The sequence below is a fragment of the Chondrinema litorale genome (assembly GCF_026250525.1).
In the GTDB taxonomy this organism is placed as follows: Bacteria; Bacteroidota; Bacteroidia; order Cytophagales; family Flammeovirgaceae; genus Chondrinema; species Chondrinema litorale.
Map to the genome: position 1 here is coordinate 850361 of NZ_CP111043.1, position 23616 is coordinate 873976.

22 protein-coding genes are annotated in these 23616 nt (G+C 34.8%); 17 read left to right on the forward strand and 5 right to left on the reverse strand.

Features of this window, described 5'->3' with window-relative positions; translation table 11 throughout:
• Position 1: 1 nt before the first annotated feature.
• Positions 2–1966, reverse strand: coding sequence for a sialate O-acetylesterase (locus OQ292_RS03460; protein WP_284684653.1), 1965 nt, complete (start codon positions 1964–1966; stop codon positions 2–4).
• Between the two features lie 287 nt (positions 1967–2253).
• Here OQ292_RS03460 and OQ292_RS03465 point away from each other — a divergent pair, with 287 nt between their 5' ends.
• Complete coding sequence (locus tag OQ292_RS03465; RefSeq protein ID WP_284684654.1) at positions 2254–2820, forward strand: redoxin family protein; 567 nt, start codon at positions 2254–2256, stop codon at positions 2818–2820.
• 18 nt (positions 2821–2838) lie between these two features.
• On the opposite strand, the gene OQ292_RS03470 is transcribed toward OQ292_RS03465, so the two are convergent.
• The 3 genes from OQ292_RS03470 to dnaG form a co-directional block, all read right to left on the reverse strand.
• Positions 2839–3078 carry a hypothetical protein gene (locus OQ292_RS03470; RefSeq protein ID WP_284684655.1) on the reverse strand — a complete coding sequence of 80 codons (240 nt, stop codon included), beginning with the start codon at positions 3076–3078 and terminating at the stop codon, positions 2839–2841.
• Positions 3079–3122: 44 nt separating this feature from the next.
• Positions 3123–4097: a potassium channel family protein gene (locus tag OQ292_RS03475; RefSeq protein ID WP_284684656.1), complete on the reverse strand. Its 975-nt coding sequence runs from the start codon at positions 4095–4097 to the stop codon at positions 3123–3125.
• A 93-nt stretch (positions 4098–4190) separates the two neighbouring features.
• Entirely contained in the window at positions 4191–6167 is a 1977-nt protein-coding gene (gene dnaG, locus OQ292_RS03480; RefSeq protein WP_284684657.1) for a DNA primase, read from the reverse strand.
• A gap of 224 nt (positions 6168–6391) precedes the next feature.
• On the opposite strand from dnaG, the gene OQ292_RS03485 reads away from it, so the two are divergent.
• From OQ292_RS03485 to OQ292_RS03515, 7 genes are all read left to right on the forward strand, one after another.
• Positions 6392–7489 carry an Mrp/NBP35 family ATP-binding protein gene (locus OQ292_RS03485; RefSeq protein ID WP_284684658.1) on the forward strand — a complete coding sequence of 366 codons (1098 nt, stop codon included), beginning with the start codon at positions 6392–6394 and terminating at the stop codon, positions 7487–7489.
• 53 nt (positions 7490–7542) lie between these two features.
• On the forward strand, positions 7543–7842 hold the full coding sequence (locus OQ292_RS03490) for a NifU family protein (protein WP_284684659.1): 300 nt from the start codon (positions 7543–7545) through the stop codon (positions 7840–7842).
• Between the two features lie 237 nt (positions 7843–8079).
• Positions 8080–9160 (forward strand): peptide chain release factor 2 gene (gene prfB / locus OQ292_RS03495; protein ID WP_284684660.1). Its coding sequence is split into 2 segments (ribosomal slippage): positions 8080–8139 and positions 8141–9160, totalling 1080 coding nucleotides; the frame shifts between segments, so codons are not numbered across the junction.
• A gap of 45 nt (positions 9161–9205) precedes the next feature.
• Positions 9206–10765 carry an L-piperidine-6-carboxylate dehydrogenase gene (amaB, locus tag OQ292_RS03500; RefSeq protein WP_284684661.1) on the forward strand — a complete coding sequence of 520 codons (1560 nt, stop codon included), beginning with the start codon at positions 9206–9208 and terminating at the stop codon, positions 10763–10765.
• Positions 10766–10846: 81 nt separating this feature from the next.
• A complete protein-coding gene (locus tag OQ292_RS03505; RefSeq protein WP_284684662.1) occupies positions 10847–11260 on the forward strand; it encodes a response regulator in 414 nt (137 codons plus the stop codon).
• Positions 11261–11570: 310 nt separating this feature from the next.
• Entirely contained in the window at positions 11571–12008 is a 438-nt protein-coding gene (locus OQ292_RS03510) for a hypothetical protein (protein WP_284684663.1), read from the forward strand.
• 273 nt (positions 12009–12281) lie between these two features.
• Positions 12282–13004, forward strand: coding sequence for an RluA family pseudouridine synthase (locus OQ292_RS03515; RefSeq protein ID WP_284684664.1), 723 nt, complete (start codon positions 12282–12284; stop codon positions 13002–13004).
• Positions 13005–13023: 19 nt separating this feature from the next.
• Here the strand turns inward: OQ292_RS03515 and pdxA are convergent, their stop codons facing one another.
• Positions 13024–14130 carry a 4-hydroxythreonine-4-phosphate dehydrogenase PdxA gene (gene pdxA / locus OQ292_RS03520; protein WP_284684665.1) on the reverse strand — a complete coding sequence of 369 codons (1107 nt, stop codon included), beginning with the start codon at positions 14128–14130 and terminating at the stop codon, positions 13024–13026.
• Between the two features lie 139 nt (positions 14131–14269).
• Here pdxA and rsmA point away from each other — a divergent pair, with 139 nt between their 5' ends.
• From rsmA to OQ292_RS03565, 9 genes are all read left to right on the forward strand, one after another.
• Positions 14270–15055 (forward strand): 16S rRNA (adenine(1518)-N(6)/adenine(1519)-N(6))-dimethyltransferase RsmA, encoded by a 786-nt coding sequence (gene rsmA, locus OQ292_RS03525; RefSeq protein ID WP_284684666.1) that lies wholly within the window; start codon positions 14270–14272, stop codon positions 15053–15055.
• Positions 15056–15063: 8 nt separating this feature from the next.
• Positions 15064–15558 (forward strand): nucleotidyl transferase AbiEii/AbiGii toxin family protein, encoded by a 495-nt coding sequence (locus tag OQ292_RS03530; protein WP_284684667.1) that lies wholly within the window; start codon positions 15064–15066, stop codon positions 15556–15558.
• A gap of 12 nt (positions 15559–15570) precedes the next feature.
• Positions 15571–15798 (forward strand): hypothetical protein, encoded by a 228-nt coding sequence (locus tag OQ292_RS03535; RefSeq protein ID WP_284684668.1) that lies wholly within the window; start codon positions 15571–15573, stop codon positions 15796–15798.
• Positions 15799–15846: 48 nt separating this feature from the next.
• The gene (gene dprA, locus OQ292_RS03540; protein WP_284684669.1) at positions 15847–16938 is read left to right on the forward strand and encodes a DNA-processing protein DprA; all 1092 of its coding nucleotides are present in this window, start codon (positions 15847–15849) and stop codon (positions 16936–16938) included.
• Between the two features lie 90 nt (positions 16939–17028).
• On the forward strand, positions 17029–17433 hold the full coding sequence (locus OQ292_RS03545) for a hypothetical protein (protein ID WP_284684670.1): 405 nt from the start codon (positions 17029–17031) through the stop codon (positions 17431–17433).
• Positions 17434–17472: 39 nt separating this feature from the next.
• Positions 17473–18018, forward strand: coding sequence for an NUDIX domain-containing protein (locus tag OQ292_RS03550; RefSeq protein ID WP_284684671.1), 546 nt, complete (start codon positions 17473–17475; stop codon positions 18016–18018).
• 69 nt (positions 18019–18087) lie between these two features.
• Complete coding sequence (locus tag OQ292_RS03555) at positions 18088–18936, forward strand: hypothetical protein (RefSeq protein ID WP_284684672.1); 849 nt, start codon at positions 18088–18090, stop codon at positions 18934–18936.
• A 49-nt stretch (positions 18937–18985) separates the two neighbouring features.
• Positions 18986–20980, forward strand: coding sequence for a helix-hairpin-helix domain-containing protein (locus tag OQ292_RS03560; protein ID WP_284684673.1), 1995 nt, complete (start codon positions 18986–18988; stop codon positions 20978–20980).
• 106 nt (positions 20981–21086) lie between these two features.
• Positions 21087–23474 carry a glycoside hydrolase family 3 N-terminal domain-containing protein gene (locus tag OQ292_RS03565; RefSeq protein ID WP_284684674.1) on the forward strand — a complete coding sequence of 796 codons (2388 nt, stop codon included), beginning with the start codon at positions 21087–21089 and terminating at the stop codon, positions 23472–23474.
• Positions 23475–23616 lie beyond the last annotated feature (142 nt).

Consider the following 23616-nt stretch of genomic DNA (forward strand, 5'->3'; position numbering starts at 1 on the left):
ATTACTTAGGTTGTGTAAGACCCGGCCATTCATCTGTTCTAAATGGTTTTGCGGGTAAACCTTCTTTATTGTAAAGGTTTAAATCGTCTGGATTATCTGCCCAACCATATCTCACAGCTTCAGGGTTCTTTACTTCATCTGAGAAAAGTATTACCTTATTTCCTTCTAGTTTTGCTTTTGCCCAGTGGAATTTCTTATCAGCACCTGCTACAGCAAATCCATTTACATAACCATATTTGTCTTTTACGGTTAGTCCGCTACCTACATGATCAAAAGTGATCGTAACTTCTTTGCCATTGGTTGCCATTTCTTTGAATTCTGGACCACTGTAAACAACATCTTTTCCGTAAGCTACTTTTTCGGCTGCTAATGCTAACCTTAAACCAACATCTTGCTTATTTCTTGGGTGGATGTCGTTCGCTTCTCCAATATCAATAATTACTGCTTCACCAGTGTTTGGCAAAGATAAAGTCATTGATTGAGCTTCGCGTAACTCTGCCCAATTGCTCTCTGCTGGTTGCGAATTTGGCTGCATATAATTCGCAAGTTGTACCCATAAGAATGGAAAATCACCTGCTCCCCATTTTGCTCTCCAATCGTTAATAAGCATCGGGAACAAAGTTCTGTATTCATAAGCTCTGCCTGCATTCGATTCGCCTTGGTACCAGATAACTCCCTTCATCGCATAAGGGATTATTGGATTCACCATTGCATTGTATAATAGCGTTGGATAATCGTTTGGAGATTGATTTGTAGAAATTTTTCCTGCTCCAATTTTATATTTCCATGCTCCTGAAAGATCGATTAACTTATTAGCCGAAACCATCTTCATATTTTCAGCCAAGCCATAAATACCTCCACCTCCACCGGTGTCTTCTACTCTCACTGTAATTACATTTTTGCCGGGCTTCAAAATATCAGCACTCACATTATAAACTCTTGGTGTACTGTACTGACCATTCATTTTACCTACTTCTTGTCCGTTTACATAGGTAATATCTGAGTCGTCAACTTTAGCTAAATGTAATTTAAAATCGCTAGCGGCTTCACTCTCTGAAAGGGTAATGGTTTTTCTAAACCAAACAATACCATCCAATCCCGGAAGCTCTTTTAAATCCCATACTTCAGGTAAATCCATTGTTTCCCAATCGTTTTCGGCTAAATCATTAGCAGCCCAAAGTGGCTTACCGTCTTTCAAACCGGGATCAGTTTCAGGGAAATCGCCTAATCTCTCTTTTAGCTCAGCGATTTTCTTTTTGTTTGCTTCTTCCAGATTAAGCTCTCCAAGTGTGCTTACAGTCTTACTGTAAGTTGGCACTGTAGAGATAGCACCAGCACTAATCCAAGTTTCTACCACTGTTCCTCCCCAAGAAGTATTTAATAATCCGATAGGAACATTTAATTCTTTTCTAAGATTTTTAGCGAAAAAATACCCTACTGCTGTAAAGTCACCCACTGTCTCAGGAGATGTTACTTGCCACTCTCCACCGTGTAATTTATCTTTTACAGAAGTGCCAATCATTTTAGGTACTTTAAAGTGCCTAATCATCTTGTCAGATGCGGTAGCTATTTCATTATCAGCATCATTTGTGTTTCTCAAAATCCACTCCATATTAGACTGACCAGAGCAAACCCAAACCTCGCCAACTAATACATCTTCTATAGTGATGGCATCACTTTTATTTCCTTTAATAATTAACTTATAAGGACCTCCTGCAGCAACTGGAGCTAATTTAAGCATCCATTTACCAGATTTATCGGCTTTAGTTTGAACAGTTTGCCCATTGAACTCAACTGTAATTTTTTCTTTTTTTTCAGCCCATCCCCATACAGGTACTTCTGCATCTCTTTGGATGACCATATGATCTGAAAAAAGTAATGAAGGCGTAATTTCAGCTTGAGCACTAAAACTATAAAGGAATAAGGCTAACAAAACTCCCAAATGCCAGGGGAGTTTATCATACATGTGTCTCATATTTATCTATCTGATTTTTGTTAGGCTCAAATTAAAATGAACAATCCTTTTATACAAAAAGAAAGCACAAAAAGCATGATAGGACATGACAACTATTCTCTAAAGAAAATAGCAGTTTTCAGCTTTTACAGATGTATTACTTTAAAAAGATTGCCGTTAATTAATCATATTTTCTCAACCCCGATATTTTTCTAGTTATTGGATGTGATTTGTTTTTCAAGTAGTTGAGAATTGTTTGAGCCGCATAAATATGAATACTTAAAATAAACTTAAATCTTATGAAATTAAGAAAAGGAGACAACGCTGTTTCATTTAAAATGAAAGACATTTTCGATAAAGATGTAGACTTGTCGGCTTTAAAAGGACACAAAGTATATCTTTCATTTTTCAGAAATACTTCTTGTCCGTTTTGTAATTTGAGAGCATACCAGTTTATAAAGATGGTTCCTCGCTTGCAAGACAAAATTAAAATGATTTTCATCTTTGAGTCTAAAAAAGATTATCTATTAAACAGCACTTTTACAGACAACCTACAACACATCCATGTAATAAGCGATCCTGAGAAGCAATTATATCAAATATATGGAGTAGAAAGCTCGGCTATTAAGAGAATGAGCTCAGTACTTTCTGGTAAATACTCAGCTCAGTTAAAAGCTTTTAAAGATTTGAATATAGAAATTACGAAAGACGAAAAAGAGATAGATAACAACCTAATTCCTGCTGATTTTTTAATAAATGAAGAACAAAAAATAGTAGAGCTACACTATGGCAAAAATATTACAGACCGTATGGACGAAGAAGTAATTGTAAAATTTGCCGAAGCAAAGCAAGCAGTAATAAGCTAATAATTCGTATTAGTAAAACTATTTATTTGGATATGGAGGTTCGTCTACCTTAGCTCTCACTTTAAATAAAAGTACTGCCGTAATTAGAATTCCAATAAGAAAAATATCATGCTCAAAAGATATTTGATAAAATCTGGAAATTATAAAACCTACAAAGAATGGGATGAGATGTACAATTTGTTTTAGGAATTTTTTAATTCTGACAAAGTAAAGCTCTTTCCCTTCTTTTTCTGCTGTTACCTGACTAGACTTTTCCATATCACTCTTATTTAAAATTCTTTAATTATTTTCTTTTCAAGAAACTACTCTGTATAGTTTTTAGAACAATAACTCATAAATTTTTTAAGCTCATCTTGGTCTCCTAATACAATTGCCACAGCTCCTTGTTTAAAGACGGTATTTGGATGAGGATTAAAAACAAAGCCTTTTTCTGGGTCTTTATAACCCAAAATATTTACTCCAGTTTTTTCTCTAATATTCATCTCTTTCAAGGTTTTACCATGAAACTCGTCTTTCATGTCTTCGAAGCGAATTTCGTCGAGCTCTAGTTTTTCGTTACCCATACCATTCAACATACCTAAAAACTCTACTACTTCTGGTCGGGTAACAAGTGTAGCCATATGGTGGCCACCAATGGCATCTGGCATTACTACGTGGTGTGCTCCTGCTCTTTTCAGCTTACTTACCGAACTTTCTTCAGAAGCTCTTGCTACAATGGTAATTTTTGGATTGAGCTCTCTGGCTGTTAAAGAAACAAATACATTATCTGCATCTTTGGGTAAAGTGGTAATAATCGTTTTTGCCTTTTCGATGCCTGCTGCTAACAAAATATCGTCTGAGGTTGCATCACCCTGTAAAATAAAAACATTACGTGCATTTTCGTAGGTATCATCTACTACTTCTGCATCCATTTCTATCAATACAAAAGGCACTCTGCTTCGGTATAGTTCTTCGCAAGCTTTAGTACCATTTTTACCATAACCACAAACAATGGTATGGTTTTGCAATTTATCAGCTACTCTGCTAACCATATAACTTTTAAAAATTTCTCTAAGCTCACCTTCAAAAATATACTTGGTAATTACCGATACAAAGTAAGCAAATATGCTCAGATTAAAAATGATATAAAAAGATATAAAAATCCGACCTCCTTCACTCACTGTTCCCACCTCATTCATGCCTACAGTAGAAATGATAATTACACTTAGGTAGAAAGCTTTCCAAAAGCTAAGGTTTTCAATTATCATTAATCCTGAAATGCCTACAAATAGGCTCAAAAACAATAGTATAACAGCAATAAATAGCTGCCTTAGTCTTCGGCTGATTGGCTGGATTATATGAGTCTGAAGATAATCTCTTTTCGACATAGATCAGGAATAAACAATACCTAAAAATTTTGCCAGCTCATTTTCTTGCTGTTTTAATGCCTGGAAAATTTGAAGCGCTTCCATTTCTTCATCTACTGTTTTGGCATTACCTAACAGCTCCATACTCTCCTGACACATTTTTTTTAGCGTTCTGTACTTGAGCCTAAGTACGTTAGAATAGACTACCTGATGTAGCTTGGCATCTTTTTCAGGTACAATTATATGATGTTTTTTCCAGTTTTCACTAATCACATTCTTTTCTGTGATCATATCTACTACAAGTTGCTTAATTTGCTGGTCTGGATGGCGTGTAAAATAGGTAGAATCGAGTACTTCACCTTTTGCTAAGGCAATAGAAAACTCATTAATTATCTTCTTACTAATAGGATCGTTAAACTCAAGTTGCTCAATTTCTTCTAAAATATATCGATACAACAAAGAGCCTTCTTCTGTTTCTTGATTGCCATATTCGAGCAAAATCCGCACACATTCTCTCTCCTGAAAATTAACAGGATCGTTTAATGAAGTAGATGTTTTTGATGTGGTTTCTGGCTTATTTTCTACTACAACTCCACCACCATCTGTTCGCTGTGAATCTGACTTAAATTGTTGGTTTCTTCCTTCTTTAAACCTTTTGTTCTGATCTTCTTTAATAAGGATTTTGTTACCCTCATCAATCAGCAAATCTTCGTCGATTCCCATCAAGCTGCTACACTCTCTGTAGAAAACCGAGCGCTTAATCGCATCTGGTATTTTTACAATAGAAGTAACAATATCTCTAATTACATCTGCCTTTTTTATTGGATTTGCCTCACTCTCTTTAAGCCCCAAACTGGTTTTAAAAAGAATAAAATCTCGACTTTCATCTTCTATGTATTTAGCAAATTTTTCACCACCCACATTTCTTACAAAACTGTCTGGATCTTCTCCTTCAGGAAAGGTTACAATCTTTACATCGAGTCCTTTTTCCAAAATTAAATCTACCCCTCTTAAAGATGCTTTTATGCCTGCTTTATCGCCATCGTAAAGCACAGTTACATTCTTTGTAAAGCGACTAATGAGCTTTATTTGATCCTCTGTAAGTGAAGTTCCAGAAGAAGCAACCACATTCTCAATACCTGCTTGATGAAGTGAAATTACATCGGTATATCCTTCTACCAGATAGCAATTATCTTTATCTCTTATAGACTTTTTTGCTTGAAAAATACCATAGAGAATCTCACTTTTTTGATAGACTTCAGATTCTGGCGAATTGAGGTATTTGGGGCCAAATTTTTTGCCTGTTTTATCTTCTTTTTTAAGCGTACGTGCACCAAAACCAACCACTCTACCGGTTACATTATGTATGGGAAACATCACCCTTCCTCTAAACCTGTCGTAGAGCTTATCATTCTCATTTCTTACAATTAAGCCCGCTTGCTCAAGTAACTCAGTTTTATAACCTTTTTTCTCTGCTTCATCATTAAATGCCTGCCACTCATCTAAGCTATAACCTAAGCCAAAATCCTCTATTGTTTTACCTAGAAAACCCCTTTCTTTAAAATAACTTAAGCCAATACTTTTGCCAGTTTCATGGTTATGCAGCAGGTTTTTAAAATACTCAGCAGCAAAGTTGAGCACTATATAAAGACTTTCTCGGTGAGCAGCAGCCTCATTTTGTTCTTCTTTCTGTTCCTCCGAAAGTTCTAGTTCTTCTACAGAAATGCTATATTTTTTAGCTAAGATTTTAATAGCTTCAATAAAACCAATTCCTTCCATTTCCATCACAAAAGAAATAGCATCGCCTCCTTTGCCTGTACTGAAACATTTAAAAATGCCTTTTTGTGGGTTTACCGAAAAAGATGGTGTTTTTTCGTCGGTAAATGGAGACAAAGCCCACCAGTTCTGACCTTTCTTTTTTAAAGGCAGATAATCTTCAACTACTTCAAGTATATCAGCAGTTTGTTGTACAGCTTTTATGGTTTCATCTCTAATTGGCATATTCAAATTTAATCAAAAATCTTACACTGCTCACAAAACATTTTGCAACGTTACATTATAGAATTTTAAAAAAAAATTGGCAAAATAATTAGTTTTTTAGTACTTATCTGAGATTGAATTTCACAATTCTACTGAATATGTGAACGGGCACAGGAAAACTGAATTTTTGAAATTATATATTCTTTTTTATTATATACTTTTACAATTAAACTAACGAGATTACCATGTCAGTAACAAAAGAGGACATTTTAAAAGCTCTCTCTACTGTAGAAGAACCAGACTTGAAAAGAGACTTGGTGTCATTAAACATGATAAAAAACGTACAGGTAGAGGGACAAGTAGTGAGTTTTACGGTCTTATTAACTACACCGGCTTGCCCGTTAAAAGAACTCATTAAAAACAATTGTATTGAAGCTATACACAACCACGTTGGAAAACAATTTGAAGTAAATGTAAATCTACATGCACAGGTTACTTCTGTTAGAAATAATGCCCCAATTTTACCAGACGTAAAAAACATTATTGCTGTAGCTTCAGGAAAAGGTGGAGTTGGAAAATCAACAGTAACCTCCAATCTGGCAATTGCTTTATCAAAAAGCGGTGCTAAAGTAGGTATTATAGATGCCGATATTTTCGGTCCGTCTATTCCGGTTATGTTTAACACTGAAAGTGCAAAACCCGGAGTAGTAAAGATTGCTGGCAGAAATATGATTATTCCTGTGGAGCAATATAATGTTAAATTACTTTCAATCGGTTACCTTGCTCCTCCAGAAAATGCAGTAGTTTGGAGAGGCCCTATGGCCAGCTCTGCGCTAAGACAGTTTTTAAGCGATACAGATTGGGGAGAATTAGATTATTTATTAATAGACCTTCCTCCGGGAACTAGCGATATACATTTAACATTGGTACAAACTGTTCCTGTAACAGGTGCTGTGGTAGTTACAACTCCACAAAAAGTAGCACTAACTGATGCACAAAAAGGAATCTCCATGTTTAGGCAAAAGCAAATCAATGTACCTGTACTTGGTATTGTTGAAAACATGGCTTATTTTACACCTGAAGAGCTGCCTGAAAACAAATATTATTTATTTGGTAAAGATGGTGGAAAAGTACTATCCAGAAGATATGAAGTGCCTTTCTTAGGTGAAGTTCCTATCGTACAAAGCATTCGTGAAGCGGGTGACGAAGGAAAACCGATAACTATGCAAAACTCTGTGGCAACAGAAGCATTTGGCCATATTGCTGCTGAGTTAGCAAGAAGTGTTGCTATAAGAAATGCTAATTTTGACAAAACCAAAAAGGTAGAAATACAGCAGCTCTAAATGGAAGAAATTCCATAAACTTGCTAATTTTGCACTAAATTAACTTTGTTGAAATGAGTAACGATAATAAAGATTTCTCACTTAATGAGAAAGTCGAAGAGGCTTTAAAAAACATTAGACCTTATCTGGAAACAGATGGAGGCGATTTACGCGTACTCGAAATTACCCCAGAAAATGTGGTTAAAATTGAGTTACTCGGAGCCTGTGGAGCTTGCCCTATGTCTAGTATGACATTGAAAGCGGGTGTTGAACAAGCTATTTTAAGTGCTGTTCCTGAAATTGTAGGGGTTGAGGCTGTAAACATTACCCGTCCTGATGACCCTCATGCAAAATTACCTGAAAACATGCTCTAGGATTTAAGAGCTAATCTAGTTGATACCATCATTTAAGTTTGTTAAATAAAATTGCTGTATTGAGATTATTGGATTCAAAAAATCAAATAACTCAATACAGTAAATCTTACATTCAGTAAGATTACAAATAATTGGTATTTATTGATTAACTTATTAAAAATTAGTAATTAGCCACTCAAAGGCGATTTAGCTTTAAAAATATTGATATAAATTTTTTACTTAAATTAATTTTCAACAATGAATATATCCCAATTGAAGGATTATAAAGCCAGAGTAGAGGCTTTAAGGAGGTATCTTTGACTACGATCAGAAAGTCTTAGAATTAGAAAGAGAAGAAGCATTAACAGCAGAACCGAACTTTTGGGAAGATCCTAAAGCTGCAGAAAAAACGCTTAAAGAAATAAAAACAAAGAAAAATTGGGTTACCAGTTTTGAAGAGGTACATACCCTTCTAGGCGATCTCGAAACTCTACAAGAATTTTATGAGATGGAAGAAGCCACTGAAGAAGAGGTAGACCATACTGCCGAGAACCTTTCAGAAGCCATAGAAAATCTTGAAGTTAAAAAGATGCTTAGTGGCGAAGAGGATTCTTTGGATGCGATTATGGAAATTAACCCTGGCGCAGGTGGTACAGAGAGTATGGACTGGGCATCGATTTTACTCCGCATGTATGTAATGTGGGGAGAGAAACATGGGTATAAAGTTACTGAAGTAAACTACCAGCCAGGTGATGTTGCTGGTGTAAAAGCTGTAACTCTAGAGTTTTCTGGTGAGTATGCCTATGGATTTTTAAAATCTGAAATTGGTGTGCACCGCCTTGTAAGAATATCTCCATTCGATTCAGGTGGAAGAAGACATACTTCATTTGCATCTGTGTTTGTGTATCCGGTGGTAGACGATTCTATTGAGGTAGACATCAATCCTGCTGATATTACATGGGATACCTTCCGTTCAAGTGGTGCTGGTGGTCAGAATGTAAACAAAGTAGAAACAGCAGTACGACTTAAACACGCTCCTACTGGCATTGTAATCGAGTGTCAGGAATCTCGCTCTCAACTTATGAACAAGGAGAAAGCATTAAAAATGCTTCAATCCAGACTGTATCAACAAGAATTAGAGAAGAGAAACCAAGAAAGGCAAAAAGTAGAAAGCTCCAAAATGAAAATTGATTTTGGTTCGCAGATCAGAAACTATGTTTTGCATCCATATAAATTAATCAAAGATGTTAGAACCAGTGTAGAAAGTTCTAATGTACAAGATGTGCTGGATGGTGACCTAGATAAGTTCATTAAAGCCTTTTTACTCGGCAGTCAGTAAATTCTTTAAAAGCGATTTTTTTAACCATTTAATGCAATTAATCCAATGGCAACACTAGAAAAATTATCAGATATAGAAGAAGTACTTAGTGAGCTTAGAATTGAAGCAATTAACCCATCGTATTCAACGGGTGCTGAGTGGGGAAATGTAGATCAAGATCGTATAAAGGAAATTCTTTCTCCGGGTACTGGAAAAAAAATTGCTTCGGTTACAATGGCAAGCGCCAACGATTACGAAAAAGTAATTACTCAGGCTCAAAATGCTTTTGAAGTTTGGAGAAAAATTCCAGCTCCTAAAAGAGGTGAAGTAGTAAGGCAAATTGGTCTAGAACTAAGAAAATACAAAGAACCTTTGGGTAAGCTTGTTACATTAGAAATGGGCAAAATTTTACAAGAAGGTTTAGGAGAAGTACAGGAAATGATAGATATCTGTGATTTTTCTGTTGGCCTATCACGTCAGTTATATGGCTTAAGTATGCATTCAGAAAGGCATGAGCACCGCATGTATGAGCAATATCACCCACTTGGTATAGTAGGAGTAATTTCAGCTTTTAACTTTCCAGTTGCCGTATGGTCGTGGAATGCCATGCTTGCTGCGGTTTGTGGAGATGTTGTGATATGGAAACCTTCAGAAAAAACACCTTTGACAGCTATTGCCTGTCAAAAAATAATTAAAGATGTTCTAAAAAGAAATGAATTACCGGAAGGCATATTCAATTTAATAATTGGAGACGCTGAAATCGGTTCTCTCATGTCTGCTGATAAAAGAGTACCGCTAGTTTCTGCCACCGGTTCTACCAGAATGGGTAAAAAAGTTGGCGAAACTGTGGGTAAAAGATTAGGCAAATCATTACTTGAACTTGGTGGTAATAATGCTATAATAATTACGGCTCATGCCAATGTAGAAATGGCAATAAGAGCTGCTGTATTTGGTGCTGTAGGTACTGCCGGACAGCGTTGTACTTCTACTAGACGATTAATAGTTCATGAAAGCAAATACGAAGCTGTTAAAAACAGATTACTCGATATTTATCCAACTTTAAAGATTGGAAACCCTCTTGATGAAAATAATCTTGTTGGTCCTCTTATCGATTCAGATGCTGTAGAAAACTTTAAAGCAGCTCTTGAAAAAGTGAAAGAAGAAGGAGGCAATATTTTAACTGGTGGCGAAGTTTTATATGGTAAAGGTTATGAATCAGGCAATTTTGTTACGCCTGCAATAGTTGAAGCAAAAAATCATTATAATATTGTGCAGGAAGAAACATTTGCCCCAATTTTATATCTTATAAAGTACGAAGGGACAGTAAATAATGCAGTTGATATTCAAAATGATGTAAAGCAAGGTTTATCTTCTGCAATCTTTTCAGATAACTTACAGGAAACAGAATACTTCCTGTCTTATAGTGGTTCTGATTGCGGGATTGCAAATGTAAATATAGGTACTTCAGGCGCTGAGATTGGTGGAGCCTTTGGTGGTGAAAAAGAAACTGGTGGTGGTAGAGAATCTGGGTCTGATGCTTGGAAAGTTTACATGAGAAGACAAACAAATACTATAAATTACAGTAAAGAGTTACCTTTAGCACAAGGAATAAAATTTGAAATATGAAAATTTTAATTTATCAAATAAATTACTTATTTAACATATAATTTCTTTTTTTAACTATATACCAAATTTTTTAAAAAAAACATGTCAGAAAAGAGATACCAGTCAGTAATGTTGATTGATGATAACGAAATCGACAATCTCATTAATCAGAAAATGATTGAAGCTTCAAATATCTGTGAAAATATATTTGTCCATTCAGGAGCTAGAAGCGCTATTGAGTTTCTGAAAAACATCGAAAAAATTAAGCATATTGATGCAATGTCTATTTTACCAGAAGTAATTTTCCTTGACATTGATATGCCTTTAATGGATGGTTTTCAGTTCTTAGACTTGTTCGATAAACTGAATGACGAGACAAAAGAGAAATGTAAGATTGTGATGCTTACTTCGTCAATTAACCCACAAGATATCAACAAATCAAAAAATTATGATTATGTGAAGAAATATATCAATAAGCCATTAACCCAGCAAAATCTTGTTGGATTAGATATTTGATGAATAATCTTCATGTATTTATTGAACTACTCAGTAATTCTTATAAAATTATTGAGCACTAAATTTCTGTATCAGATAAATACAACACGAAGCTTTGCTGACAATCAAAGCAATTAAATTCGACAAAACTCTCTTTTTATAATAGAAGAAATTACATATTCTAAAAACAGCCGCCCAATTATATATGAGCGGCTGCTTTATTTTTTATTAAAAGAGATGTATAAAATGGGCATGTTTAATCGGCTGGATCTGTCCATTCACATTAATCAATCTTCAAGTTTCTATTACACTGAAATTGAGCATTTTATAAATGAAAATCTATGCAATTAGTGGATTAGGAGCTGATGAAAGAGTATTTAAATATCTCAAACTGGATTGCGAGCTTATACCACTACATTGGATAAAACCTCAAAAAAATGAAAGTATAGAAAGTTATGCGTTGAGACTTTCAAAAAATATTGATACAAAACAAGAAACTTTCGGAATATTGGGTGTGAGTTTTGGAGGTTTAATTGCCACAGAAATCACAAAAGTTCTCAATCCAAAATTCACTATTCTAATCTCCTCTGCTGAGACCAAAGGTGAATTACGAAGCATCTACAGAGTATTCGGCAAAACCCATTTGATCAGGTTAATTCCTCCAATTTTTTTTGGATTACCTACTTTTATCCAACCCTTTTTTATTTGGCACATCAAATTCAAAATTATTAAATCAGATAATAGCAGATACAGATTTAAAATTTACTAAATGGGCTATATCTCAATTAATTAGCTGGAAAAATAAAACAAGACTTAATAACTGTTTAAAAATCTGCGGCACAAAAGATTTACTACTCCCCCACTCTTCTAATGGCAATGTGAAATTAATAGAAAATGGCTCTCATTTTATGATAGTGGATAGAGCCGAAGAAATCAGTAAGCTAATAAACCAGTACATAATAAATTCACTCAAATCGTAGTGCTACAGCAATTAAAAGATTAATTCTACCTAACTTTGCACATTATAAAAAAAGATAAAGGTATGAAGATTAAATCGTTGGATGAGTTTATTCTTTTTGAAAATAAGGATTACATTATAATTAATAAGCCCTATGGTATTGCTTCTTTGCAAGAAAGAGACACTACTCGTGTAAGCATACAACAATTGGCAAAAGAGTATATAGAAACCACACAGCTTTGCCATAGATTAGATAAAGAGACATCTGGGGCTCTAGCACTGGCAAAAAATCCGGAGGCGTATAAGAACCTTTCTGAGCAGTTTGCAAAAAGGAAAGTAAGTAAAACCTATCATGCTTTTGTTGATGGCTTGGCAGAGTTTAACGAGTACGAGTGTGATTTACCTATAGCTATTAGTGGCAAAGGTAAAGTGAGGATTGATAAACAAGAAGGTAAAAAATCCAGTACAGTTTTTAACACATTAGAAACTTTCAGCAAACATTCTTTAGTAGAATGCAAACCAAAAACTGGAAGGATGCACCAAATCAGAATACATTTAGCAGCAAGCAAACATTCTATTATTTCTGATGAGCAATATGGTGGTAATATACTTTATCTTTCTCAAATAAAACCCAAATTTAGAAATGGAAAATACGAGGAAGAACAACCTCTAATAAAAAGGGTAGCATTACATGCTTTTAAACTCGGCTTTACAGGTTTAGAAGGAGAAGAAATTGTTGCAGAAGCTCCATATCCGAAAGATTTAAAAGCGCTAAAAAATCAACTGAAAAAAGTAACTAAACGATAAAAAGTGGGTAACAGAGTAATTACTCTGCTACCTTCTTTTCTTTATCTATGTCTTTTTCCTTTTCTCTAACATCTTTATTCACTCTTATACTACTCTCTACCTTATTCTCTCTTGCTTTTACAATATCACAAGCAAGATAAATAGCTTCTCGTATTGAGTTAGGATTTGCCTGATTTTTACCTGCAATGTTATAAGCCGTGCCATGATCTGGTGAAGTTCTCACTACTCTTAAACCAGCAGTGTAATTTACACCTTCATCAAAAGCAAGAATTTTAAATGGTAATAGTCCTTGATCGTGGTACATGGCTAATACAGCATCGTATTTTTTAAAGCTTAATGCACCAAAAAAGCCATCTGCAGAGAAGGGTCCATAAACTAGGTTTCCACGGTTTTTAAAATCTGAGATTACAGGTGTAATTACTTGATTTTCATGGTCACCCAATAAACCATTTTCACCAGCATGTGGGTTTAAACCCAAAACAGCAATCTTCGGTTTTTGAATACCAAAGTCTGTTTTTAAGGTTTGTAGCAAAATTTTAAGTGTTTGCTTTAGCTTATCTTTACTAATTAATGATTTTACTTTTGATAAGGGCACATGACCAGTAACCATCGCTACTTTCAAGTTTTCAGAAACCATCATCATAAGTGATTTGTTGCCATCATCGCCAAATTTACTTTCGTAATATTCTGTATGACCTGGAAACTTAAACTCATCACTTTGGATATTTTCTTTACTAATAGGCGCTGTTACCACTGCATCAATAAAGCCACTTTCTAAATCTTCTGTAGACTTTTCTAAAGCTTTTAGCGCAGAAATACCTGCTGTCTGAGTAATTCTACCCGGCTCGATTTCAATATTATCGTGCCAGCAGTTAATTACGTTAGGCTTTTTCTCGTTGAGATAACTATTAGGATTATACTGATGATAATTAAAGTTCTCAAGTTCTAAAAGCCTTTTATATTTAGTGAGTATCTTCCCCGATCCATACACAATAGGAGTGCAGAGGTTAGTTATCCTGTTATCAGATAATACTTTTATGATTACCTCAGGACCTATACCATTAAAATCTCCTATAGTGATACCGATTTTTGGCTTATTTTCTTTTTTCGCCGCTGTTTTTTCCATCGTAAGCCTTTATTATAAAATAATAAAAAATTTACAGTCTGAATTGTTATCCGAAACAATTATCAATATTTCAAAGGCATAAAAAATTAAATACCTTAATTTGCCAAATATATTAATTAATAGTTTAAAGTTTTACCAGATGAGGTATGTGAAACCCAAAAAACATTTGGGACAGCACTTTTTAAAGGATAAAAGTATAGCAGAAAGGATAGTAAAGACACTTATTGAGACAGAATCGAGTTTGCCTGTACTAGAAATTGGTCCTGGCACAGGAGTACTTACATCCATACTTGTTGAAAAATTAACAGCTCCTTTTAAAGTGGTTGAGATTGACTCAGAGTCTGTGGTTTACCTAAAAGAAGAGTTAGGTATGAAAGAAGAACAGATAATTGAAGCTGATTTTCTAAGAAGCGATTTTTCTGTTTTTTTCTCAGATAAGTTTAATATTATTGGTAACTTTCCTTACAATATCTCCTCGCAGATATTTTTTAAAATGCTTGAAAACAAAAATAAAATAGATCAGGTAACTTGTATGCTTCAAAAAGAAGTGGCTGATAGAATTACGGCTACTTCAGGAGGTAGAGTTTCAGGAATACTAACAATACTTATTCAGGCATTTTACGATACTGAATTTAATTTTATAGTACCACCAAATGTTTTCTTACCACCACCAAAGGTGGACTCGGCTGTAATTACACTTAAAAGGAACAACACGAAAGAGTTAGATTGTAATGAGAAATTTTTCTTTAGAGTAGTTAAGCAAGCTTTTTCTACAAGAAGAAAAACCCTTAGAAATGCGCTCAAGCTTTTTCAACTTCCGACTGAAATTACCAGTGACGAAGTTTTCTCGAAAAGAGCCGAACAATTATCAGTAAGTGACTTTGTTGAACTAACAAAAATAATTGAAGAACACAGTAAGCATTAGTTACTAACATGCAGCATTATTTACAGCTTTTTAAGTCATTATATAAAGCAAGAGTTGAATACCTTGTTTGTGGTGGACTTGCTGTGAATATCTACGGAATTCCCAGAATGACAGCCGACATAGATTTAATGCTGCGGTTTTCGCCTAATAACTTAAAAAAATTTAAAGAGGTAACTACCAAACTTTCTTATAATGCCTGTATCCCTGTAGATATAGAAAAACTTGTGGATGAAACGGTGAGAAAAGATATGGTTGAGAAAAAAAATTTAATCGCCTATTCTTACTATAATTCCATAGCCAGTTTCATGAATTTAGACATTTTGGTAAAAACACCTAAAGACTTTGAGTACTTTTGGTCAAACAAAGAAACTCGTGATATAGAAGATTTTGAGGTTTATCTCGTTTCTCTTCAGAATCTTATTGAAATGAAAAAGTATGCAGGACGAGGCCAAGATGAGCAAGATATTCAACTGCTATACAGACTTGGCAACCTGAATAATTAATTCAACTATATAATGAAAAAAAACGAGAAATCTACTGCTACAATTAGCAGTGGAGCTACAACAACAGAAAACGCTTTTCAAATTCACATTAGCGACGAACAAATAAAAGCGCACAAAAAAAGAGATATAAAAGAAATTTTTCATTGGTTAGAATCAACCAATCATTTTATATCTGTTCTCCAAAACCCTTCTGACAAACAACGAAATAAAGCATTTAAAAAGCTGGTTAAGGATAATTAACTCTACCTGTAACAGGTGGCATTTTTTTAATATTTCAACCTCAATTAGATGGAGGAAGAAAATCTTTTTGAAATAGCTTTAGGACTTGTTCCGGGCATTGGTAATGTTTTGGCAAAACATCTTATCAGTTACAGAGGGTCTGCCAAAAATGTTTTCCAGACACCTAAGGGAAAATTATTAAAAATACCGGGCATAGGTCCGAAGATAGCAGAAGCTATACTAAGTACAGAAGTTTTAAAGAAAGCAGAAAACGAATTAAAGCAAGCTCAAGAAAAAGAAGTTTCAATTCTGTTTTACACCTCACCTACTTATCCTAAAAGGCTTAAAAACATTCTGAATGCTCCTATTCTATTATACTATAAAGGTGCTGCCGACTTAAACAGCAAAAAAATACTAAGTATTGTTGGCACCAGAAAGGCTACCGAATATGGTAAAAACTTTATAGAAAGCCTGCTCAAACAATTGCAATCTTACCCTGATCTACTAGTGGTAAGTGGCTTGGCATACGGAATTGATATTTGTACTCATAAAGTTTGCCTCAAAAATCAAATACCTACCGTAGGGGTAATGGCAAATGGTTTAGATATGGTTTATCCTTATGAGCATAAAGATGTAGCCAAACAGATGATTTTAAATGGAGGAATACTCACAGAGAACCGATTTGGAAGCAAACCAGATGCACCTAAGTTTCCTGAAAGAAATAGAATTATTGCTGGTATGAGTGACGCTGTACTTGTTGTTGAGGCAGCAGAAAGTGGTGGAGCACTAATTACAGCAGAAATTGCCAATTCATACGATATTGAAGTTTTTGCTTTACCGGGAAACGTGAATCAGCAATATTCTAAAGGCTGCAATAAATTAATAAAAGAGCACAAAGCTCATATGATTACATCAGCAGAAGATATTATAGAGTTATTAAACTGGAATAAGGAAGCATCAAGTACAAATAAAAAATTAACTATAATGCTAAACCAAAATGAACAAATAGTTTACGATCTATTAAAGAATAATCACCTGCAAATTGATGAGCTAAGTTATAGAAGTCAGATTTCTATGAGCCAGATACCATCGGTATTATTAGAAATGGAACTAAAAGGGATAATTAAAGTATTACCTGGACAGAAATATTGCATACTCTAAACATCAGAATATGCTGCTATTTTCATATATTTATATAAGCCAATAAATAAAAACCACTCCTCTTTAAATAAGTATAATCACTAATTATTCATGGCCAGTAAAGAACAAGTATACGAAGCTTTTGGTGAACTACTTTATGCAGTAGCCCGCTCAGAAGGTAAAGTAAAACAAAAAACAATTGAACATCTTGAAACACTCCTAAAAAAATTTCCATGGGGAGAGGCCGCAACTTGGTCGCTTAAGTATGAGAAAGAGCACAAAAAAACATTTGAAGAAACCTACGATCGAGCGATAGACATTTTTGTAGAATATGGCCCATTCGAAGAATATGAAAGTTTTTTTAATTTGATTGAAGAAATAAATGAAGCAGAACCTTCCTTTATAGGTAGCCGAGGAAAAAAAATTCTCATCAACTTTAAAAAGAAACTTCATCGATCTTTTATGGAAAATGAAGATATAACTTACGATGATAATGAAATAGAAGAAGATGAATAGTTAAATTTGTTTTTTGTAAAAAACACTTGCTAAATACCCATGTCAGCAGAAAACCCTTGGAAAACCCTCAAAGTAAAAAAAGTTTATCAAAACCCCTGGATAAGCCTCTCAGAAGCAGAAGTAATCAATCCTAATGGAGGAAGAGGTATATATGGCAAAGTAAAATTTAATAGTAAAGCATTAGCCATTATTCCCATAGATGAGCACCAAAACACATGGTTAGTTGGCCAATATCGATACACATTGAATGAATACAGCTGGGAAATTCCTATGGGTGGTGGTAAATTAAACCATGATCTTTTGGATTCTGCAAAAAGGGAATTAAAAGAAGAAACAGGCCTAATTGCTGCAAAATGGGAGCAAATTATGCGTATCCATACATCTAATTCGGTAACAGACGAAGAAGGTTTTGTATACCTTGCTCAAAGCCTCACACAAAGTAATACTGAAAACGATCCAACCGAAAAACTCGAAATTTTAAAGTTGCCCTTCTCTCAAGCAATAGACATGGTAATGGAAGGAAAAATAACTGATGCAATAAGTATCGCTGGTTTATTAAAAGCAGGGAAAATACTTGGCATTTAATAAGGTTTTCAAACATTCTCATAATAATCAAAAAACACAATAGCATTCGCATGGGAACTTTTTATGCGAATGAAAGTAATTACCATACTAATTTATTGGCATATTATCCTTTTGCCTTTTTGCTTAAAAGCTCAGGTAAACGGAAGTTATTTTGGTGCCGAGTCTACCAGTTTAGGCGGGGCAACCTCAGCCTTCTATAGTAATAGTGCTGTTTTTAACAATACTGCTGGTACTACAAAAGTCACTAACCTTACTGCCATCTCCTCCTTCCAAACAAAATATGCAGGACAGTTTAATACTAGTGGACTTGGTGTAATCTTGCCTGTACAGCATGGAAACCTTGCATTTTCTGCGCTCAGGTTTGGAGACAAGTTATATAATGAACATAAAATCTCTGCTGCTTATGCTTTTGATCTTGATGGTATTAGTTTGGGATTTAAAACCAATCTACTTCAAATAAACACCAGTGGCTATGGCAGTTACTTTACACCAGTTTTCGATTTTAGCATAATAACACAATTGAGTAAAAATTTATGGCTCGGTGGTGGTGCACATAATTTCACTCAATCTGGTATCCGCACAGCAGAAAGTGAAGAGAAACTGGCTTCTGAATTAATACTTGGCATTAGTTATAAGCCAATAACAAAGGTAAGCTTAAATGTAGATGCTGTAAAATCTGTAGAATTTCCATTAAGTGTGAGAGTCGGCTTGCAATATGCGCTTACTAAAACCTTCCTTGTTAGAACTGGAATTACAGGTTTGGAAGAAAATTACCACTTCGGCACTTCACTCAAACTCAAAAAAATCACTTGCGATTATGCTTTGAGCAGTCATCCATTTCTTGGCTTATCTCATCAGCTCTCTATTTCTTTAACTTTCCCGAACAAGCATATTAAACCAAATAATAATGAGGAATAGTAAAATCTCACTTCTTTGTTTATGCTTTTGTTTGTTAAGCCAGGTTTATGTGCTTGCACAAGATGATGCTCAAACGGAAGAGTTTATAGACAGACTCATTTTAGATACAGATGAGGATACGGATTATGAAGCTTTATTAGATCAACTTTATCAGTTTTACCAACATCCGATTAACCTAAACAAATGTGATAGAGAAGAACTATCTAGCTTGCAATTACTTTCTGAATCCCAACTAAATCAGTTTTTCAAATACAGAAACAACTTTGGTAAACTAATCAGCATAAACGAATTACAGGCAATTCCTGAGTTTACCCCCAATGATATTAGGCAACTTAAACCTTTTGTAATAATTACTGAGAGGAAAAGTAACAGCAACCTCTTTAAAAGAATAAAAGATGAGAAAAATAAATATATGTTTTTCAGGTATCAGTTTGTTCCTGAAACTAAAGAAGGTTTTATTGAACCTGAAGACTCTAGCAAACAGCATTATTTTGGTGACGAAGCTAAATTATTATACAGGATAAAAATTAGCCACAGTAGAGATTTTAGCTTTGGAATTACACTTGAAAAAGATGCAGGAGAAAGGCTAAGTTGGTCTTCTAAAAACAAAACATATTTGGCAGATTTCTTCTCATGGCACTTTACGCTCTATAATCAAGGGAAGCTTAAAGCACTCAGTATCGGAGATTACCAAATGCAATTTGGGCAAGGTTTGCTTCTTTCGGGAGGATTTCAAATGGGTAAAGGTTCCGAATCTGTACAAGGGATGCGAAGAAGCTCAAGAGGCATTCTCCCATACACTTCTACTGCTGAGTTTGGTTACTTTAGAGGCATTGCAGCCAGTTACGAATTCATCAAAAACACAGAGTTTACAACATTTGTATCTCGAAAAAATATTGATGCGACCATTAAAAGCACAGATGAAGGAGAACAATACGCCTCTTCAATCTCACAAACAGGTTTACATAGAACCGAGAATGAACTGGCAAGAAAACATCAAATCGAAGAAACTGTTACAGGTTACCATTTTAGATACAAATTACCTTTTCTAGAATTAGGTAATACTACCACTTTTACCAAGTATAATTTACCCATACAAAGAGAAACTTCAGATTACAATCAATTTGCTTTCAATGACAATAAGCTACTTAATACAGGAATCAATTATAGTCTTTACTGGAATAATCTTTCATTTTTTGGAGAAGCAGCAATATCTGGACACAAAGGAAAAGGTATTATTAGTGGTGTTTTAGCTGGTTTTGGCAGAAATATGGAAATGGCTCTGGTAATTAGAAACTACAATAGATATTTCCACAGTTTTTACGGAAATGCTATAAGTGAGGCTAGCACTGCCCACAATGAAAAGGGTATTTATTGGGGCATTAAATTAAAACCTATAAAAAAATGGACAGTTTCTGCTTATTATGACACTTTCAAATTTCCTTGGTTACGCTATCAAGCAGATGCACCCTCTGGTGGATATGAGTACTTGGGTAAAATTGCTTATAAACCCAGTAAACAACTAGAGCTATATGCTCAATATCGCTTTGAAAACAGGAGCAGAAATATGAGTAATGAAGCCAATAAATTTGATCAGGTAATACCTGTAAAAAAAGGTGATACTAGGTTTAATATCAAATATCAGGTTAATAAACAGGTGTCCATTCAGTCACGGATTCAATTTAGCGATAGAAACCAAGAACAACTCAATAGTAAAGGTCTAGTGTTGATACAAGATATTGTTTGGGATTTAAAAAAGGTAAAACTGGCTGCAAGAGTAGCTTCTTTTGATACTGACGACTACAACACCAGACAATACGCTTACGAAAAAGATATTTTGTATGCATTTTCTATACCTGCCTATTATGGCGAAGGCATTAGAAATTACATTATGCTTAAATGGAAACTGATGAAACAATTAGATTGCTGGGCAAGGTATGCTGCTACCAGATGGTATGATAGAGAGATTGTTGGCTCAGGTACAGAAGAAATTCAGGGAAGAAAAAGGTCTGAACTTAAATTTCAAATGAGGTATAAGTTCTAAATTCTTAGATAAACTCGGCAGTATATTTTTTTGGCACAACAGTCCTTCTTAAATTGCGTTTTTCGGAGCTACATCAATAGTTTATTTTTTAATACTGTCCTTAAAAATGAATAAGAAACTTTTCTTATATCTTTTTTGCTCGCAAATTTGCTTGCAGTTCTTCTTGCAATTTCTCATCAATTTTGAATTATCTGCACAAAGAAGAAATCTTCCTCCTTATAAAAATAACAAAAACGACATATCTACCAGAGTTAATGACTTGTTGGGCAGAATGACACTCGAAGAAAAAGTGGCGCAGTTGCAATGTATCTGGAAACAAAAAAATGAATTAATCCTAGATATGGATGGCAACTTTGACCCAACTAAAACAGCTCAAAACTTGCCAGATGGAATAGGTCAAATAGCTAGGCCTAGCGAATCTTCTAACCTCAACCAAAGCTCGAATCGCTCACCGAGAAGCATGGCAAACTTTACCAATGCCATACAAAAATATTTTATAGAACAATCTCGATTAGGTATTCCTGTAATATTTCACGAAGAATGTTTGCATGGCCACATGGCAAAAAATGCGACTAATTTTCCTGTTCCTATTGCTTTGGCAAGTACTTGGAACACAGAGTTAATCGAAAGTATTTATGGCCTCATTGCAGAAGAAGCACGCTCAAGAGGTGGACATCAGGCCTTAAGTCCAGTAGTAGATGTAGCAAGAGACCCACGTTGGGGCAGGTTTGAAGAAACTTATGGAGAAGACCCTTATTTAGTTTCGCAACTAGGCATAGCAGCAGTTAATGGCTTGCAAGGCAGAGGAAGAGGTTCAGAGATTGATGATAAGCATATGCTAGCAACTTTAAAACATATGACGGGTCATGGTCAACCTGAATCGGGAATTAACATAGCACCTGCAAATATTTCTGAAAGAGAGTTGAGAGAAATCTTTTTCCCTCCATTTAAAGCGGCTATACAATTAGCCAATGTAAGAAGTATTATGGCATCTTATAATGAAATTGATGGAGTGCCTTCTCATGCCAACAAGTGGCTTTTTAGAGATATTTTACGAAATGAATGGGGCTACAAGGGCTCAGTAGTTTCTGACTATAGTGGTATCAGTGATTTATACAATATTCATCATGTGGCAGAAGGCAGTAAAGATGCAGCAACAATGGCCTTAACAGCTGGGATAGATATTGAACTACCAGATAAAATGGATTATAATACCTTAACCGAAGCCTTTAGAAACAAAGAAATACCAATATCTTTTTTAGATAGTGCAGTTTACAGACAGCTAGAAGCCAAGTTTTTATTAGGTCTTTTTGATAAACCCTATGTGAATCCAGACTATGCAGAAAGATTTGTTGGCTCAGATAAAAACTCAAAACTGGCACTGGAAGCTGCTCAAAAATCCATCATCCTTCTAAAAAACGATTATAAATTACTTCCTCTTAATGCTGATGATTATAAAACAATTGCTGTAATTGGCCCTAATGCAAACAAGCAATTACTAGGAGGTTATAGCGACGAACCTCCTTATGTTGTTACAGCATTAAAAGGTATACAGAATTACCTGCAAAACGAAGACATTGAAATTGTTTACAGCGAGGGTTGTAAAATTACAGAAGATGGTAAATGGGCTGATGATGCTATTCTATTTCCAGATCAGGTGGAAGAACAGCGTAGAATTGAACATGCGGTAACCATCGCAGAAAGAAGCGATATAGTTATTCTGGTTTTGGGTGGGAATGAATTGACCTCTAGAGAAGCTTGGTCTGATACACATTTAGGTGATAGATCTTCCCTCAAATTACTTGGCAATCAAGAAAGGTTATTTAAAAGACTTAAAGAAACTGGAAAACAGATTATTACGGTTTTGTATAATGGCAGACCTTTGGCAGTTGATAATGTAGCTAAAAACTCGCACGCACTTTTAGAATGCTGGTATCTTGGCCAAGAAAGTGGCAATGCGCTTGCCTCTGTCCTTTTTGGCGAGGTAAACCCATCTGGTAAATTGCCTTGTACTATTCCACGATCTGTGGGGCAGTTGCCTATCTGGTATAATGAAAAGCCAAGTGCAAGAAGGAATTATATAGATGAAGAAAATACACCGCTGTTTCCATTCGGCTATGGACTCTCCTACACCAATTTTAGATATGGAGGCTTTACACTTTATGAAAATACCATCAAAAAAAATGAAGCTACGATTTTAGATGTAGAAGTAACCAATGTAGGTGAATACAGAGGTGATGAAATAATACAATTATACATTCGAGATCAGGTAAGCTCTGTAACAAGACCAGTTAAAGAATTAAAAGCTTTCCAAACTGTAAATCTTAGACCCGGCCAAAGTAAAACTATAACTTTTTCGATTACACCAGAAATGCTAAAATTCTGGAATATCGATATGGAATATGTAGTTGAACCTGGCAAGTTTGATATTATGGTGGGCACATCTTCTACCGATTACCAAACAGTAGAGCTCACTGTAACCGATATAGAATAATATGTTGTTACTTTTATAGGAGCTAGTCTCTTTATTTTTTAATCATACATTTACTTCATTTTTAAAACAAAAAATTGATTAGCCGATTTTATTAAAAGAGAGCCTACAAATCCGTTTTTATACATTTTTTCAAAATAAAATA